Raw genomic sequence first — 15,165 nt, forward strand, 5'->3', positions numbered from 1 at the left:
TTCTTTCCTCTCTTTTGATCTTCTTTTTTTTTATTCGCAAAAAAAGTTAGGAACCTTGTCCTAACTTTTTGTTGTATCTGATTTTGAGAGGGCTTGTCTTTTAGCGACATCTCTTTTGATGAGCTTATAGAAGGATGCTGCTAAAGGAACAGCGACCAACATGCCCAAAATACCACCAAAGGAAACGCCAATAGCAATCACGACCAAGACCCAAATGCCAGGCAGTCCGATAGATCCACCCACCACGCGAGGATAGATGAGATTGCCTTCGAACTGTTGCAAAATCACCATATAGACCACAAACCAGAGGGCTTGATTGATGGATTGGGTCATGATGAGGATAGCACCGATGGTCACTCCGATATAGGCTCCCACCACAGGAAGGATGGCAGTAAAGGCAACCACAACCCCAACAGTCGCAGCGTATGGAAATTGAAAAATCATCATGCCAAGGGTACAAAGGGTCCCTAAAATCATAGCCTCAAGCGTCTGACTGACAAAGAAATTATGAAAACTCTCGTGAACAGTCTTTCTCACCTCATGAAAAGGTTTGCTAAAGCGACCCAAATACGTGTCAATCAAAAGATTGGCCTGCTTGGCTAGGCTATCCTTGCTGGCTAAGATATAAATAGAGAAAATCAAGCTGACAAAGACGGATAAAAGAGTAGACGCAAAGTTGGTCACAGATGAGAGAAGACCCGTTAAGATAAACAAGAACTGACTAGAAATCTGCCGGCTATACCGCGAGATCAAGCTACTCAAATCTTGCTCCCCTCCCATATACTCCAGCAACCGATCCACCCATTTGTTGTGCTGCAAATTATTAAGCAGCTTTTGAATGTCACTCGGATTAATCGATAATAAACGCTGCAAGCTTGCAATCAAGTCAGGTAAAACAATGGAAAAGAGAAAGACAATGGCTAAAATAAAGGTCAAATAAGCCAGTAACAAGGTCAGCGCCCGCTGTCCCTTGAAGGGTTTTCCAAATAACTTAATCAGTCCTTGTTCGTAAGCACTCATGACAATATTCACGATATAAGCAATGCCCGCTCCTGTCAAAAACGGCATAGAAGCGCCGTATAATTTTGCTATCAACGAAGCGCCCACTGACCAGTAAGTCATCACGGCATAACAAGCTGAAAAAGCTAAGACGATAAATACCAAGTAAGTCCGATTTTTTTTCATGCTTCTATTATAGCTCACTCTCTTTTATTTGACAAGGAAAGCAAAAAAGAAGGACAAAGTCTTTTCGCATCTGTTATAATAGAAACATCACAACCCCTAAGGAGGTCTTATGCTATCACTCTCTCGTAAGCAGACGCTATCGCTAGTGGTCTTACTTTTTTTAACGCTCATCGGTTGGGATCATGAATTAGCCATCTGGTATGACTCTGCCTTTTCCACACCATTTTATGTTCAGGTCATCTTTGCCATCAGTTTACTGGGGATTTATCTGATTCCAGCCATATTACTTTTGTCTTATCTCAGGAAAAAATGGGAGGTGTCTCTCTTTCTTTTACCTCTTTCTTTTTTCGTTGGCTATTTTACAACAGGGTGGCTTGCCATCTGGGGCAATCATCGCCTGCATGATGTCTTTGTCCATTTTTTAAGCAAATCTACACTGGAAAACTGGGAAGATGCCTTAACCGCTCCTTTTTCTGAGGAAATCGTCAAAGCTGGCTGTGCTTTTCTTCTTCTCTTGTTATGGCAATACTGGAACAAACGCTTGGTCTTTCTGACAGGGCTTGGAGTAGGGCTTGGTTTTCAGCTCTCAGAAGACATTGCCTATATTTTTCAAGATGCCTCTCAGCATTTGAATGATGCAGTCCCCAGTGCCTTTTCACGCATCTCAGGGGCGCTGAGTTCTCACTACCTCTACACAGCTATTCTCGTTACAGCCATCTATCTCCTCGTTAAAAAAGACGTTCAGCTTCCTGCTAGAAAGATTTACCTCTGGCTGGTGTCACCTTTTGTTATCCATTTTTTGTGGAATGCACCCTTTGCCTCAACGTTCGTTTCAGCTCTTGTTTCGCTCGTTAGCCTACTCATCTTCTTTGACGTTTTGACCTTCGTCTTTGATGAAACCACCACATAAGAAAACCTCCTCTCAGGTGAGAGGAGGTCATTTTTTACCCCACGATTTGCGTCTTGATTTGCGGTAGTAAATCAGCTAAAACATCCGGGGCGATTCGTCCTGTTTCTCTTGATAGGGCATTGGCTGTGCCGACACCAACGGCGTAGCGTAAGCAGGCTTCTGGGGACTGTCCTTGCTCCAAAGCGACCGCTAAGGCAGCCACCATCGCATCGCCAGACCCCACCGTATTCACAGGCTTAATCTTAGGTGGTCTAGCTTGATAAATCCTATCCTTATGACACAAGAGGGCGCCGTCTTTTCCCAAAGAAACCACCACATAATCAATGCCTGTCGCAGCCAACTGCTTGGTATAGTGGATGGTGTCATCTAAGCTGGTAATCTTGGTACCAAAAAACTGCTCGAGCTCATCTTTGTTTGGTTTGATAAGGGTTGGTTTAGCGTCTAAGGCTAATCGAAAAGAAAGACCGCTACTATCTAGCAGGACACGTTTTCCTGCTTTTTTAGCATGCTCAATCAAGGTTTGATAAGCATTTCCTTCCAGTCCAGACGGCAAGCTCCCTGAAAGCACAACCGTGCTCACGCTTTCTAAGGCAAATAAGGCTTGGTAGTCCTCTAGAAAACGCAGCCACTCAGCCTCGCTAACTTGTGTGCCTGGTTCTAAAAATTCTGTGGAGCGAAAGGCAGCCTTTTCTTCCAAAACGTTGATGCAAGATCTCGTTTCACCCTTTACTTTCGTAAATTGTGCGGAGATGCCATCTTTTTCCAACAAATCTTCTAGATAATCGCCATTAAACCCTCCGACAAGCCCTGTCGCAAGTACCTTAGCGCCGCAGAGTTGGACCACCCGAGAAACATTTAATCCCTTACCACCTGCGGTGTTGCGGACTTCTTTTACCCGCATGACCTGTCCGACTTCCAAAGGACTTTCTAAGATATAAGCCTTGTCAATCGCTGCATTTAGAGTCACTGTTAAAATCATTTCTTTGCCTCCTTATCCAAAAAAGAAATCGATTTCATATATTAACTATATTGTACTCCAAATGCCCAAGGTCTGTCAACGGCTAGCTGATTTGAAATTTTTTCAGACCATCAAAGCCTCTACAACCTGCTCTAAATTCATGGAGTGGCTACCTTTTAGCAAGATTTGATCCTGTGGTTGCAAGCTTTGTTTCAAGTGAGCAACCAAGTCAGAAAAGGTATCACGTGCTTCATTTTTGACAAAATAATGCAGCTGTTCTGGAGAGAATGCTTCGCTCAACCGATCTCTGAGCGCTGAAATGTCATCGCCATAGAGATAGATATGATCCACATCCTGAGGTGATAAACAGTCTGCAAGACCAGCGTGCAAATCTCTTGAGCTTTCGCCCAGTTCTTTCATATCCGCTAGAACAACGATTTTTCTTCCACCTTCTTGCCTAGGGAGTTCAGAAAAAGTCTCCAAAATCAAGGCACATGCGGTTGGATTGGCATTATAGACATCTGATAAAATATCTGCGCCATTGCTGGCTTTTTTCCACTGGGTGCGATTGGCAGTGAGTTGGATGACTTCTAGGGCTGTGCGAATATTGCTTTCAGAAACACCTTCTCTTTGCCCGATATAAGCAGCTAGCATGGCATTGGAGGCATTGTATTTCCCAGTCAAGGGAAGTGATAGCTTTCCATCTAAGGTGTTCATCTCAAAGGTTAGGGAGCGCTTTTTTTCCTGTAAATGCGTCACATACAAATCACCACCAACTCCAAAACGCACGATTTCTTGGTTGTTAGGAAGGAAGGGATCAATCAAAGGATCCACTGGCACCACTAATAAGCCATCAGCTGCCATTCCTTGGCTGATTTGTAGCTTGCCTTCTGCAATTTTTTCCCTCGTGCCAAAAAATTCAAGATGAGCTTCTCCTATCAGAGTCACCACAGCCGTCTTCGGCTCAGCGATCTTAGAAAGTAAAGCAATGTCGCCAAGGTGATCCTGCCCCATCTCAAGCACTAACTTTTGTGTCTCATCTGGCATGGATAAAATCGTGTAAGGCAGACCGATTTCGTTATTGTAGTTACCTTGCGTTTTGTAGGTGGGATAGGTCGTCGCAAGAACCGCTGCAATCATATCTTTGGTAGTGGTTTTTCCGTTAGATCCCGTCACTGCGATCACGTCAACCTGCATCTTTTTCACATAGTAGTGAGCCAATTCTTGGAAAGCCGCTAAATTGTCCTCCACCCAAAGGTAGGGAAAAGCAGACTCACGCTCACTTTCTGAAAAGGTCGCCACAGCACCCGCCATTTGAGCTTTATCGATAAAAGCATGTCCATCCACGGTTCCTTTTAAGGGAAGGAAAAGATCCCCTGCTTTCACCTTTCTGCTATCAAACTCAATTCCTAAAATAGGGATGTCCTCAAACCGAGTGACATCATTTTTAGCCCCTACCACAGAGGCGATTTCATGTAAACTTAGTTTCATGGTTTTGTCCTTTTCTCATTTTCTCTCCTACTAGTATAGCACAAAAAAGAGAGAAAGACGGGTCTTTACTCTCCTAACGGATTGTTTTCCAATTTTTATCTCAATAGGTCTCCTTGGTCTTACGACACAAAAGGACAATCAAGGGAAGGCGTAAAGGCATGGTGAGGAGCCAACCTACCATGAAAAAGAGATTAAAGTCACATAGCAAAAGGATTGGTCCCACTTCTAAACAGGCAAAGCCCCAATGATAACCCGCATCTCGTAAACGCCTGACAATGATGGCATAGTAAGGAACGATGCTGGCTAATGTATAGACAAGATAGAGAAAGAACGGAACCAGTAAATCAATATAGCTCCCCGTTTCATCAGCTACAATCCAAAAGAGCCCAAAGAATAACAAATAGACGAGCACTTGACACAGCATCGCTCACCAAAAATCAGAGCGTGACGTGCGTCCCTCAAAATCCGCATAGTGGGTCCAAAATTTTTATAAGCTGAAAACATATTTCCTCGTTTCATTTCTTTTCATAATAACTTACCAGTATAACATGAAAAGAAGAAAAGGACAAGCTCTTCTACCTCACCGTTTCAAGCGTCCAGTTCTGAATCCCCCTAAAGCGGATGGCGCCTGACTGATCGGTGCGGTAAACCTTCATCTTTTCGACTGCAAAACGTTCCAAGGTTTCCTCGTGTGGGTGGTGGTAACGGTTATTTTTTCCTGCGGAGATGAGGGCAAGTTTGGCTTGGATAGCGGCTAAAAACTCCGGACTAGAGCTGCCTTTACTGCCATGATGCCCTGCTTTTAAAACATCCACGCGCAGATGGGGGTAGCGCTGAAGCAAGGCTTCTTCTCCTTCTTTTTCCAAATCTCCAGTAAACAAAAAGCCTGTGCCAAGCAAGGAACCGTAAAGCACGATGGAGTCGTTATTACCCCCATCTCCCTTGTCAAATGGATATAAAACCGCTAACTCGCTTCCCATGATGGAAAGACGATCTCCTGCCTGCACAGTACGGACGGTTTGTTTCATTTTTTTCAGTCGATTAACAAAATCACGCTTGGTCAAACTGCCTTGACTGACCAAAATTTCCCCAATCTTTATCTCTTTTGCCACCACTTCCATATCACCGATATGGTCTGTATCGGTATGGGTCAAGACCAGTTGATCAATACGGCCAATGCCACGACTTTTTAGATAAGGTAGCAAGGTCCTTTGCGCATTGGCTTCACTTTCTGCCTCCTGCCACTTGGCTGTTTTCTGGTCAAAAGTCACCTTGCCTCCCACATCGATGAGAATGGTTTTTCCAGACCAGTCTCTTAGCAAGATGCTATCGCCTTGTCCAATATCAACCACTGTCACTTCCTGTTCTAAAGGATGTTTGGTTGCCATCAAAAGGAGCAGGACCACCCCTAGATACAGCCAAGTCCTCTTGTTGTGATAATGGTCATAAGCTAGTCCCAAAGCACCCAACAGCAGCAATAAAAGCAAGGGAGACGGACTCCCTAAAATCAAGGGCTTGGGCAAGATGTCTCCTAACACCAACATGACCTTTTCCAATAAGACAAATAAACCATTAAAAAAAGGCAAGGGTAAAAGAAAAGACAGCAGAAAAAGAAGGGATAGAAGCGGCAGAAAAATCACATCAAACAAGAAAGAAAAAAGAGCCGTCAGGGGAATGGACCAAGGCTGAAAGGTCGCAAAATAATAGAGCAAGATCGGTACCACACTAAGAGAAATCGCAATAGATGATAGAATCTGACGCTTATAGTGAGAAAGCCCCTCAAAGTCCATCATCCCAATCATAAAGGCATAAAGAAAGGTCAATATCCCACCCACACTCAAAAGACTCATCGGCAAGCACACACAGCAGAGGATCAGCGTAATCGCCAGATTATCCAACCGCTTAATGCCATAACGAGACAAGAGGGCTTGGATAAGACTACGCATCACAGAGATGGCAAAGCCCGTCAAACCAGCATAGAGAAAGGAAAAAGCAACTTGGGCTAAGTTGACCCAATCCTCTCTCACACCCAGACGCAACAAGCCCTTCCTAAAATACCCAATGAAAAAGCCCACTTGCATCCCAGAAAGAGCAAAGAGATGGATAATGCCAAGCTCCGAATAGACATCGCTCATCTGCTCAAAAGACTTGTCCAAATAGCCAAACAAAAGCCCTGTCATATAGTGGCTCATGGGCTTTGGAAAAGTCTCTTGGCTGTGGACGATCGCCTTTCTGCGCCACTGACTCAAGATCTCAAAAACGTCAGAAGCCGCTACTTCCTGCCTTGCTGTCAACCGCTCAATCCTCACCAGCTGGTAAATGCCTTGTGTTTTCAAATAAGCCTGATAATCAAAACCCTTAAAATTTCTCATCTGCTCTGGATCAGACAAGCTCATCTCTCCACGTAAAAGAAGAGGACTGCTCAAGTGTTCAAAATACCGCTTTTCCTGCTCCGACCTTAGCTGATAAAAGACCTGAAACTGGCGCTCCTTTGCCTTCGCTCGAAAGCTCAGCCGATCCCCATTGATTTGGATGGTATCGGGTTGCAGGCGCAAGGCGCTCAGCTGAGTGACTTTTCTCTCGGCTTGCTTGGTCGCTGCCTCCTTATGATAATAAGTGATGCTACCAAATACCACCAAACAAAGCAAAACGTGAAACACCGTTTTTGGCCTATATTGCACACAAAGAGCGAGACCTAAAAAGATGAGTAAGAGAAGCGACCAAATCGAAAAGCGCCAAATGGTAAAATACAGCACTAAACAGAAAAAAGCCAAATAAATTGGCTTAATGGGAAAGTATTTAACCAATCGTCAAGCCCTCCTTAATCTTCTCAAAGGTCTTTTCACCAATACCAGACACCTTTTTCAAATCCTCCAAGGTCTTAAATCCCCCATTACTTTCCCTGTAATCAATGATGTCTTGGGCTCTCTTGGCACCAATACCCGTGATGGTCTGAAGTTCAGCCAGACTAGCGGTGTTGATGTTGACCTTGGCTTCTTTTGAGGGGCTGGAAGGATTTTGGGAAGTCGTGGCGTTCGCAACAACACTCACATTTTCTCCTTGACTAGCGACATAGACCACCGCTTCATCACTCAGCTTTTGAGCCAGATTGACCGACTTTTTATCAGCGCCTTCTAGAAAACCACCCGCTGCTGTGATGGCATCGGCTACTCGTGCTCCGGTTTTGAGTTTGTAAATGCCTTCTTGCTTGACCGCCCCTTTGACGTCCACCACGACTTGGCTTTGTGATGAAGAACTGGATGTTGCTTCCTTGCTCGTTTTGGTCACTAAACTTGACGCGGAGTTGCTCTCTAAGAGCTGGTCAAGCGACGTTTTCTCTTTGGGTGAAAATAGACCAAAACAAGCCGCCACACCAAGTAAAATCACCACAAGACTAGAAATCCCAGCTGCCAACCATTTATTCGCCTTCAGCCATCCTACCAAATCTAGCATCCCAAACCTCCCCAAAATCCAGCTGCCAAACTCGCTTCTTGAAAGGGATTTGGCTCTGGAATAAGGGAATAAGACAAGAGTAAGATGGTCGTCACCATCACCAAAACAATCAATAAGAGGGTGGCTAACCCCTTGTTTCTATCAACTAATGTCATATATTTTGCAATCATGTGTTGTCCTCCTTGTTTTCACTCTATTTATTCGTAAAAACAAAAAAAGATTGAACCATTGTCCAATCTTTTATCACACATTAATCCTTCCGGTGTTTGTCTGGATCCCAGACAAAGCTGGCTAAGAAGCTAAAGACCAAAGTCAAAAAGACAATAATGATGGCTAAAACGCCCGCTGGAATACGAATTAAGAGCCACAAGGGATTTGGCTTTTTGTTATCGTGCACCTGACCTGCTTCTTGATCCAGCTGATCAAAGGCAGCCTGAATGCGATTTGAAACGATCTCAATCCCTTCACTGTTCATCTTTTTCACATCAGAAATGTCAATCGGCTCTCCAAAATTCATGTCAATCCGCTCACTCTTAATCAAGCCCTTAAAACTAGATGGTCCTAGATAGACAGATGGCACAATCCGAACCTTGGCCATCTTGGCAATGACAGCCACACCCCCTTTGACATCACTAGAGTGACGACTACCACTTGGAAACATGAGAAGAGAACGTGAACTGTTTTTCAACATCTTGATGGGATATTTGAGGGCGTCGGTACCAGGATTTTCACGGTCAATGGGAAAAGCGCCACACATGCGAATCCACCAGCCAAAGATACGGTTGGTAAACAGTTCTTTTTTGGCCATAAAGATAAACTGCTTGGGTCTTGCAGCAAAAGCCATGTAAACCGGATCCCACCACGTCCTATGGGGAGCAACTAAGATATAATTTTCATCCTTTTTAGGCAAACGGTTGACATGATGATAGTGAACATTACCGTTTACAATCCATAGGAGAAAGACCACCAAGTGTCTCAAATAAGCATAAAACATTATTTTTCCTCTTTTCCTGTTAGTGGGATAGTTTGATCAATCGTGCGCAAAACACGACAAGGCGCACCAGCTGCTAGACTGTTTTCAGGAATGTCCTTGGTCACCACAGATCCTGCTGCAATGACACTGCCCTTTTTAATGGTGACACCCGGTGTGATAGTCACGTTTGCCCCAATCCAGACATCATCCTCAATCGTGATGGGTCTTGCCTGTTCCAAACCCTGATTTCTCGTCTTAGCATCCAAGGGATGATGAGCGGTATAAAGACCCGTATAGGGCCCCACAAAGACATGCTCACCTAGTGAAATCGGTGCCCCGTCCATAAAGTAACAGTGACTATTCACAAAGGTTCCTGCTCCTAGTGAGATATTTTTCCCATAATCACAGGTAAAAGGGCTAAGAACCAAGACATCCTCTCCCATCTCTTTTAGGAGACTTTTTAGAAGGTTTCTTCTCTCCTCCAACTGGCTGGGTTTTAGCTGATTGAGGTCAAACACCTTGTCTTGTGCCACCAAACGCGCTGCAATCAATTCTTGATCAAAGTTGGCATCATACCACTCTCCAGCTAGCATTTTTTGATATTCTGTCGCCATCATTTTCTTCCTTTTCTTTACTATCTTTTCATTTTAGCATTGATGACGGTAAATGGCAAGTTTTAAGGAAATCTATGGTATAATAAAGGGTATGATACAGGAACTTTTACACGATAACGAACGCATTGATCAACTTTTTTCAACGGATACCAAGATTATTCAAAACAAGGAAGTCTTCAGCTATTCTCTGGACTCGGTTTTGCTGTCACGCTTTCCCCACTACCCACAAAAAAAAGGACTAATTGTGGATTTGTGTAGTGGAAATGGAGCAGTGGCTCTTTTTGCTAGCACCAAAACACACCTGCCTATTGTAGCTATCGAATTGCAGGAGCGCCTAGCGGATATGGGACGACGTTCCATCCAGCTCAACCATCTGGAGGATCAAATCACCATGATTCAAGACGATTTGAAAAACCTCCTCCAACATGTAGAACGCTCTCAAGTGGATTTGATTCTTTGCAATCCGCCTTATTTTAAAAACCAACCCGATTCCAAGAAAAATATCTCGCCCCACTACCTCCTTGCTAGGCACGAAATCACGACAAATTTAGAAACCATTTGTGCCGTCAGTCAGCAGGCTTTGAAATCCCACGGCCGTCTAGCTATGGTACATCGTCCTGACCGTTTTTTGGAAATCTTAGAAACCCTCAAACGCTACAAGTTAGCGCCAAAACGGCTCCAGTTTATCTATCCCAAGCAGGACAAGCCAGCCAATATGCTCCTCATCGAAGCCATCAAAGACGGCTCCATGGAAGGCTTTAAGGTACTCCCTCCCTTGATTGTACATCAAGACGACAATACCTATACGGATGAGATTATGGAGATTTACTTTGGAAAAGGAAACTAAAGCCTACCTCTACGTCCTGACCTGTGCAGACGGTAGCCTCTATACGGGCTATACGACCGATCTAAAAAAACGGCTCGCCACCCACCAAAAGGGCAAAGGGGCCAAATATACCAAGAGCCGATTACCGGTCGAGCTCCTCTATTTTGAAACCTTCTCAGATAAATCTTCTGCCCTAAAGGCAGAAAGCCAGTTTAAAAAAAAGACCCGCAAGCAAAAACTCGCCTACATCGCCGAGAAGAGCACACCTCTTGACTTAGATAGCTTCCTATGATAATATATAGGAGGCTATCTTTTTTGGAGGAATTTTCATGACTAAGCCGTCTATTTCAATTTTGCTCAAACAAGCCAGTCTCGCTTTTGACAAATTAGCCAATCAAGAACTGGCGCCCTACCAACTGACCCATGCTCAATTCAAGATTGTCAAACTACTCTACCGAGAAAAACAGATGACCCAGAGGCAGATTGAGGCCTATTTTTCCATGAGTAATCCCACCGTAACGGGGCTTTTGCAAAATCTGGAAAAGCATGACTTTATCATCCGCACCAAAAATCCAGAGGATAAACGCAGTAACCTCATCACCCTGAGCGACAAGGCCTTGGCCTTCAAAGAACAGATGAGGGCTATCGGAAAAAGAATTGACCAAAGACTGACACACTCTTTGACCGATAACCAAAAGCAGGAACTCACACACCTACTAACACTACTATTAGAAAAGGAGTAACCATGCTCACCAAAGCAGAAACCCTCGCAACCCAACACGAATTAGAAGAAAATTTCAAGCGTCTTGGATACCCAACCCAGCAAGTCCTTGCAGACACCCAACTCACCGAAAAAGCCCTAAAAGCTGTCCTTAGCATGAAGGGGGCAAATCCAGGAGATGTCTGGAAGGTCAGAGACTATCTCGAGGATATGCTGATCAAAGAAGGAAAAGAAGTTTACCCTTGGTCCAGACTCCAGCACCACGGTGCCAACCTCTGGTACCCCTACACCACACCATGGAGGGACAAGTAAGATGGCACAGACTTCCAAACGTGACCACATGCTAAGTGCTCCCATCCCAACCCTGCTCAAGCAGTTTGTCATCCCAGCCACGATTGCTAACGTCGTCAATACCCTCTATAATATCGTGGATCAGATTTTCATCGGACACGGGGTCGGTTATCTGGGCAACGCTGCGACCAACATCGCCTTTCCCATCACCACCATCACCATTGCGCTAGCCCTCCTCATCGGGGTAGGAGCAGCCTCCAAGTTCAATCTTGAAATGGGGGCAGGCCACCAACAAAAGGCAAAGCAAATCGTTGGCAATACCTTTAGTGGACTGGTTCTCATCGGGATTCTCCTAGCGGTTCTGATCTGGATTTTTCTAAAGCCCTTGATGATTTCCTTTGGAGCAACCGATGCCATTCTCGACTATGCCATGACCTATACCAGCATCACTAACATAGGGATTCCCTTTCTCCTCCTTTCTGCTGGAGGCAATCCTCTCGTGCGTGCCGATGGGTCTGCCAAGTACTCCATGAACGCCATCCTGCTTGGAGCTATTTTAAACATCATCCTCAACCCTATCTTTATCTTTGGTTTTGGCTGGGGCATTGCAGGATCAGCTTGGGCCACGGTCATTAGTCAGATTATCTCTGGCATCATGATCCTAGCCTACCTTCCACGCTTTAAACATGTGACCCTTTCTTGGTCGGATTTTCGCTTATCGCCTGCCATTCTTCTTGGCTTGATGGCGCTTGGTTTAACGCCAATGTTTAACCAATTAGCGGTCACAGCGGTGCAAATCATCACCAATAATCTCATGCGCACCTACGGTGCCCACTCCATCTATGGGAGTGATATTCCCATCGCCATTTCTGGTATCGTCCAAAAGCTCAACATGATCTTCACAGCCGTCATCTTAGGTCTGACCCAAGGGCTCCAGCCTATCTTAGGCTTTAACTACGGTGCCAAACAATTTGACCGAGTCACAGCAGCCTACAAGCTAGCTGTGAAAATCGCCACCATCATCTCTCTTATCGCCTTTGTCATCTTTGAGGTCTTTGCCCCGCAAATCCTCAAACTCTTTGGTTCACATGATCCGCTTTATATGGCTTATGGTGTGACTTACATGCGAATTTTCCTTGCTTGTGTCTTTCTCAATGGTGCGCAAATCATCTCTACCACCTTCTTCTCCTCTATCGGAGAAGCCAAGACAGGCGCTTTTCTCGCCCTTTGCAAACAATTTTTCTTCATTGTTCCCTTGCTCTTTTTCTTTGCGCATATGAGCGGTGTCGATCACATCATGTTTGCAGGTCCTATTGCAGATGCTCTCGCCTTTTTGGTCACGCTTTATATCATCAGAAAGAGCTTAAAAAACCTAACGCAAAAAGCAAATTAAGAAAAACCTTGGAAACATGAACTGCACCCCAAAAGTTAGACACAAAATCTAACGATTGGGGTGCTTTTCTTATGAAATTAAGTTATGAAGATAAACGAGGTATATACAAGTTGAGAAAGAGAGGTGTATCATGGCCTCAGATCAGTCAGCGATATGAAGTCTGTCCTTCCAATCTCAAGTACATGGTTAAACTCATGGATAAATATGGTGTTGAGATTGTTGAAAAGGGTAAAAATCGGTATTATTCACCCGAATTAAAGCAGGAAATAATGGATAAAGTCTTGATTCATGGTTGCTCTCAACTCTCAGTTTCCCTTGATTATGCCTTGCCAAATCGAGGGATGCTCCCAAATTGGATAGCCAAATACAAGAAAAACGGTTATACTATTCTTGAAAAATCAAGAGGGAGACCACCAAAGATGGGACGTAAACCAAAAAAGACTTTGGACCAAATGACAGAGTTAGAACGACTAAAACATGAAAATGAATACCTTAGAGCGGAGAATGCTGTGCTAAAAAAGCTGAGAGAATACCGCTTGAGGGACGAAGCAAAGCGCAAAGAGCAACAGAAATCATTCAAGCATTAACGAATCAGTTTTCCCTAGAAACGCTACTCGAAATCCTTGATTTGCCACGCTCCACCTATTACTATCAAGTGAGGCGACTGGCTAAGCCAGATAAGGAGAAAACTATCAAGGATGAAATACAATCTATTTATGATGACCATAAAGGTAATTACGGCTATCGTCGGATTCATTTAGAATTACGAAATCGTGGCTTTATCATCAATCACAAAAAGGTGCAGCGCTTGATGAAAGAGTTAGGCTTGACCGCTCGTATTCGTCGTAAGCGCAAGTATTCTTCTTACAAAGGTGAGGTTGGTAAGAAGTCTGATAATCTGATTAAACGTCAATTCGAAGGCTCTAAACCTTACGAGAAGTGCTATACCGATGTGACGGAGTTTGCCTTACCTGGAGGGAAACTTTATCTCTCCCCTGTTCTTGATGGCTATAACAGTGAGATTATTGATTTTACCCTATCTCGCTCACCTGACTTGAAACAGATTAAAACCATGCTTGAGAAGGTTTTTCCAGCAGATTCATATAGCGGAACCATTCTTCACAGCGATCAAGGCTGGCAATACCAGCACCAGTCTTATCATCACTTTTTGAAAACCAAAGGAATTCGTTCCTCTATGTCTCGCAAGGGAAATAGTCCAGATAATGGGATGATGGAGTCCTTCTTTGGCATTCTCAAATCTGAAATGTTTTATGGATTTGAGAAGTCTTATCAATCCCTTGATGACCTTGAGCAAGCTATCACAGATTACATTTTTTACTACAACAACAAACGAATCAAAGCAAAACTAAAAGGACTTAGTCCTGTGGGGTACAGAACTAAATCCTTTAGATAAATAAAATGTCCAACTTTTGGGGGTCAGTACAACATTTCCAAGGTTTTTCTAGTATCACTATTAAGGATTTGGGAAAAAGCTCCCAAAGACTCCAAAATCGATCAGTGGAATTGCATCCCACCATCAACAATAATGGTTTGTCCAGTAATGTAATCAGAATCCTTGCCGGCTAGGAAGGCAACCGCATTAGCAACATCTTCTGGCTCTGACAAGCGTTTCAAGGTGATGTTTTTAGCAAATTGTTCCATGCCCCACTCATCTGACTTGCCTGCATTTTGACCAACCTTGTGGGCAATGTCAAACATCATCGGTGTTTTGACAATTCCTGGTGCAAAGGCATTGACCGTGATGCCTTCTTCTGCCAAGTCACGCGCTGTTACTTGCGTAATACCGCGCACAGCAAACTTGGTTCCGCTATAAAGGGACAATTCTGGATTTCCTACAACCCCTGCTTGTGAAGCGGCATTGATGATTTTACCACCATGTCCAAGATCCTTGAAATGTTTGTGTGCCGCTTGAATGCCCCACAAAACGCCCCCAACATTGATGCCATAAACTTGATAAAATTGTTCTTCAGTAATGGTATCGATTGGTGTTGTCGGACCTACTCCGGCGTTATTAACCACGACATGCAAATCACCAAAAGCTTCAACAACCTTGTCAAAAGCTGCAAAGACATCCATGCGCTTAGACACATCCACAGCAACAGCAATCGCATCTCCAGCAAACTGCTCGCTAGCCTTTTCAACGGCCTCAGCATTGTAATCCAGCAATCCTAGTTTGAATCCATCTTGATGCAAACGCTGAGCAATCGCAAGACCAATTCCTTGTGCAGCACCTGTAACAATAGCAACTTTTACCATTTTCTTTACCTCCAATTTTGTTTACGCTTTCATTATAGACCTATTTTTTCCTAATGTCCAGTAAAAAAATGAT

The 15,165-nt window shown here is 44.1% G+C and carries 17 protein-coding genes and 1 pseudogene; 7 read left to right on the forward strand and 11 right to left on the reverse strand.

The genetic code is table 11. From position 1 onward, the window contains the following. Positions 1-60: 60 nt before the first annotated feature. Positions 61-1,185 (reverse strand): AI-2E family transporter, encoded by a 1,125-nt coding sequence (locus ACZ49W_RS04690; RefSeq protein WP_464814175.1) that lies wholly within the window; start codon positions 1,183-1,185, stop codon positions 61-63. Positions 1,186-1,294: 109 nt separating this feature from the next. On the opposite strand from ACZ49W_RS04690, the gene ACZ49W_RS04695 reads away from it, so the two are divergent. Beyond that, complete coding sequence (locus tag ACZ49W_RS04695; protein ID WP_464814176.1) at positions 1,295-2,095, forward strand: PrsW family glutamic-type intramembrane protease; 801 nt, start codon at positions 1,295-1,297, stop codon at positions 2,093-2,095. Positions 2,096-2,129: 34 nt separating this feature from the next. Here ACZ49W_RS04695 and pfkB read toward each other — a convergent pair whose 3' ends face one another. The 9 genes and pseudogenes from pfkB to ACZ49W_RS04740 form a co-directional block, all read right to left on the reverse strand. Beyond that, positions 2,130-3,074, reverse strand: a complete 945-nt coding sequence (pfkB, locus tag ACZ49W_RS04700; protein ID WP_464814177.1) for a 1-phosphofructokinase — start codon at positions 3,072-3,074, stop codon at positions 2,130-2,132. Between the two features lie 102 nt (positions 3,075-3,176). Next, positions 3,177-4,544, reverse strand: coding sequence for a UDP-N-acetylmuramoyl-tripeptide--D-alanyl-D-alanine ligase (locus ACZ49W_RS04705; protein ID WP_464814178.1), 1,368 nt, complete (start codon positions 4,542-4,544; stop codon positions 3,177-3,179). Positions 4,545-4,644: 100 nt separating this feature from the next. After that, positions 4,645-4,968 (reverse strand): DUF805 domain-containing protein, encoded by a 324-nt coding sequence (locus ACZ49W_RS04710; protein ID WP_464814179.1) that lies wholly within the window; start codon positions 4,966-4,968, stop codon positions 4,645-4,647. Between the two features lie 6 nt (positions 4,969-4,974). Continuing rightward, a pseudogene (locus tag ACZ49W_RS04715) lies at positions 4,975-5,048 on the reverse strand (DUF805 domain-containing protein); the annotation flags it as partial. A gap of 71 nt (positions 5,049-5,119) precedes the next feature. Continuing rightward, positions 5,120-7,351, reverse strand: coding sequence for a DNA internalization-related competence protein ComEC/Rec2 (locus ACZ49W_RS04720; protein ID WP_464814180.1), 2,232 nt, complete (start codon positions 7,349-7,351; stop codon positions 5,120-5,122). Beyond that, a complete protein-coding gene (locus tag ACZ49W_RS04725) occupies positions 7,344-7,997 on the reverse strand; it encodes a helix-hairpin-helix domain-containing protein (protein WP_464814181.1) in 654 nt (217 codons plus the stop codon). Before ACZ49W_RS04725 ends, ACZ49W_RS04720 begins: the two co-directional genes overlap by 8 nt. Then, positions 7,991-8,167 carry a hypothetical protein gene (locus tag ACZ49W_RS04730; protein ID WP_464814182.1) on the reverse strand — a complete coding sequence of 59 codons (177 nt, stop codon included), beginning with the start codon at positions 8,165-8,167 and terminating at the stop codon, positions 7,991-7,993. Before ACZ49W_RS04730 ends, ACZ49W_RS04725 begins: the two co-directional genes overlap by 7 nt. 80 nt (positions 8,168-8,247) lie before the next feature. Beyond that, positions 8,248-8,991 carry a lysophospholipid acyltransferase family protein gene (locus ACZ49W_RS04735; protein WP_464814183.1) on the reverse strand — a complete coding sequence of 248 codons (744 nt, stop codon included), beginning with the start codon at positions 8,989-8,991 and terminating at the stop codon, positions 8,248-8,250. Beyond that, a complete protein-coding gene (locus ACZ49W_RS04740; RefSeq protein ID WP_464814184.1) occupies positions 8,991-9,584 on the reverse strand; it encodes a sugar O-acetyltransferase in 594 nt (197 codons plus the stop codon). The genes ACZ49W_RS04735 and ACZ49W_RS04740 overlap by 1 nt, the downstream gene beginning before the upstream one ends. 91 nt (positions 9,585-9,675) lie before the next feature. On the opposite strand from ACZ49W_RS04740, the gene ACZ49W_RS04745 reads away from it, so the two are divergent. The 6 genes from ACZ49W_RS04745 to ACZ49W_RS04770 all read left to right on the forward strand — a co-directional run bounded on the left by ACZ49W_RS04745 (position 9,676) and on the right by ACZ49W_RS04770 (position 14,229). Then, positions 9,676-10,431 carry a tRNA1(Val) (adenine(37)-N6)-methyltransferase gene (locus ACZ49W_RS04745; protein ID WP_464814958.1) on the forward strand — a complete coding sequence of 252 codons (756 nt, stop codon included), beginning with the start codon at positions 9,676-9,678 and terminating at the stop codon, positions 10,429-10,431. Continuing rightward, a complete protein-coding gene (locus ACZ49W_RS04750; protein WP_464814185.1) occupies positions 10,415-10,702 on the forward strand; it encodes a GIY-YIG nuclease family protein in 288 nt (95 codons plus the stop codon). Before ACZ49W_RS04745 ends, ACZ49W_RS04750 begins: the two co-directional genes overlap by 17 nt. Before the next feature lie 37 nt (positions 10,703-10,739). Continuing rightward, positions 10,740-11,153, forward strand: a complete 414-nt coding sequence (locus tag ACZ49W_RS04755) for a MarR family winged helix-turn-helix transcriptional regulator (protein ID WP_464814186.1) — start codon at positions 10,740-10,742, stop codon at positions 11,151-11,153. Between the two features lie 2 nt (positions 11,154-11,155). Beyond that, the gene (locus ACZ49W_RS04760; protein WP_464814187.1) at positions 11,156-11,443 is read left to right on the forward strand and encodes a DUF2316 family protein; all 288 of its coding nucleotides are present in this window, start codon (positions 11,156-11,158) and stop codon (positions 11,441-11,443) included. A 1-nt stretch (position 11,444) separates the two neighbouring features. After that, positions 11,445-12,815, forward strand: coding sequence for an MATE family efflux transporter (locus tag ACZ49W_RS04765; protein ID WP_464814188.1), 1,371 nt, complete (start codon positions 11,445-11,447; stop codon positions 12,813-12,815). Positions 12,816-12,886: 71 nt separating this feature from the next. Beyond that, positions 12,887-14,229, forward strand: a protein-coding gene (locus tag ACZ49W_RS04770) for an IS3 family transposase (protein WP_464814189.1) whose coding sequence is annotated in 2 segments (ribosomal slippage) — positions 12,887-13,337 and positions 13,337-14,229 — 1,344 coding nt in all. Because the reading frame shifts where the segments join, the coding sequence is not laid out codon by codon here. A gap of 101 nt (positions 14,230-14,330) precedes the next feature. Here the strand turns inward: ACZ49W_RS04770 and ACZ49W_RS04775 are convergent. Next, positions 14,331-15,092, reverse strand: coding sequence for a (S)-acetoin forming diacetyl reductase (locus ACZ49W_RS04775; protein WP_464814190.1), 762 nt, complete (start codon positions 15,090-15,092; stop codon positions 14,331-14,333). Positions 15,093-15,165 lie beyond the last annotated feature (73 nt).

The sequence above is a fragment of the Streptococcus sp. STR1/CE/0325 genome (assembly GCF_055386095.1).

Bases quoted from the DNA above. Each gene is read 5' to 3' on its own strand.
- ACZ49W_RS04775 (WP_464814190.1), bottom strand. From the start codon at position 15,092: ATGGTAAAAGTTGCTATTGTTACAGGTGCTGCACAAGGAATTGGTCTT.
- ACZ49W_RS04710 (WP_464814179.1), bottom strand. From the start codon at position 4,968: ATGCTGTGTCAAGTGCTCGTCTATTTGTTATTCTTTGGGCTCTTTTGG.
- ACZ49W_RS04725 (WP_464814181.1), bottom strand. From the start codon at position 7,997: ATGCTAGATTTGGTAGGATGGCTGAAGGCGAATAAATGGTTGGCAGCT.
- pfkB (WP_464814177.1), bottom strand. From the start codon at position 3,074: ATGATTTTAACAGTGACTCTAAATGCAGCGATTGACAAGGCTTATATC.
- ACZ49W_RS04760 (WP_464814187.1), top strand. From the start codon at position 11,156: ATGCTCACCAAAGCAGAAACCCTCGCAACCCAACACGAATTAGAAGAA.
- ACZ49W_RS04695 (WP_464814176.1), top strand. From the start codon at position 1,295: ATGCTATCACTCTCTCGTAAGCAGACGCTATCGCTAGTGGTCTTACTT.
- ACZ49W_RS04745 (WP_464814958.1), top strand. From the start codon at position 9,676: ATGATACAGGAACTTTTACACGATAACGAACGCATTGATCAACTTTTT.
- ACZ49W_RS04690 (WP_464814175.1), bottom strand. From the start codon at position 1,185: ATGAAAAAAAATCGGACTTACTTGGTATTTATCGTCTTAGCTTTTTCA.
- ACZ49W_RS04765 (WP_464814188.1), top strand. From the start codon at position 11,445: ATGGCACAGACTTCCAAACGTGACCACATGCTAAGTGCTCCCATCCCA.
- ACZ49W_RS04735 (WP_464814183.1), bottom strand. From the start codon at position 8,991: ATGTTTTATGCTTATTTGAGACACTTGGTGGTCTTTCTCCTATGGATT.
- ACZ49W_RS04755 (WP_464814186.1), top strand. From the start codon at position 10,740: ATGACTAAGCCGTCTATTTCAATTTTGCTCAAACAAGCCAGTCTCGCT.
- ACZ49W_RS04705 (WP_464814178.1), bottom strand. From the start codon at position 4,544: ATGAAACTAAGTTTACATGAAATCGCCTCTGTGGTAGGGGCTAAAAAT.
- ACZ49W_RS04740 (WP_464814184.1), bottom strand. From the start codon at position 9,584: ATGGCGACAGAATATCAAAAAATGCTAGCTGGAGAGTGGTATGATGCC.
- ACZ49W_RS04730 (WP_464814182.1), bottom strand. From the start codon at position 8,167: ATGATTGCAAAATATATGACATTAGTTGATAGAAACAAGGGGTTAGCC.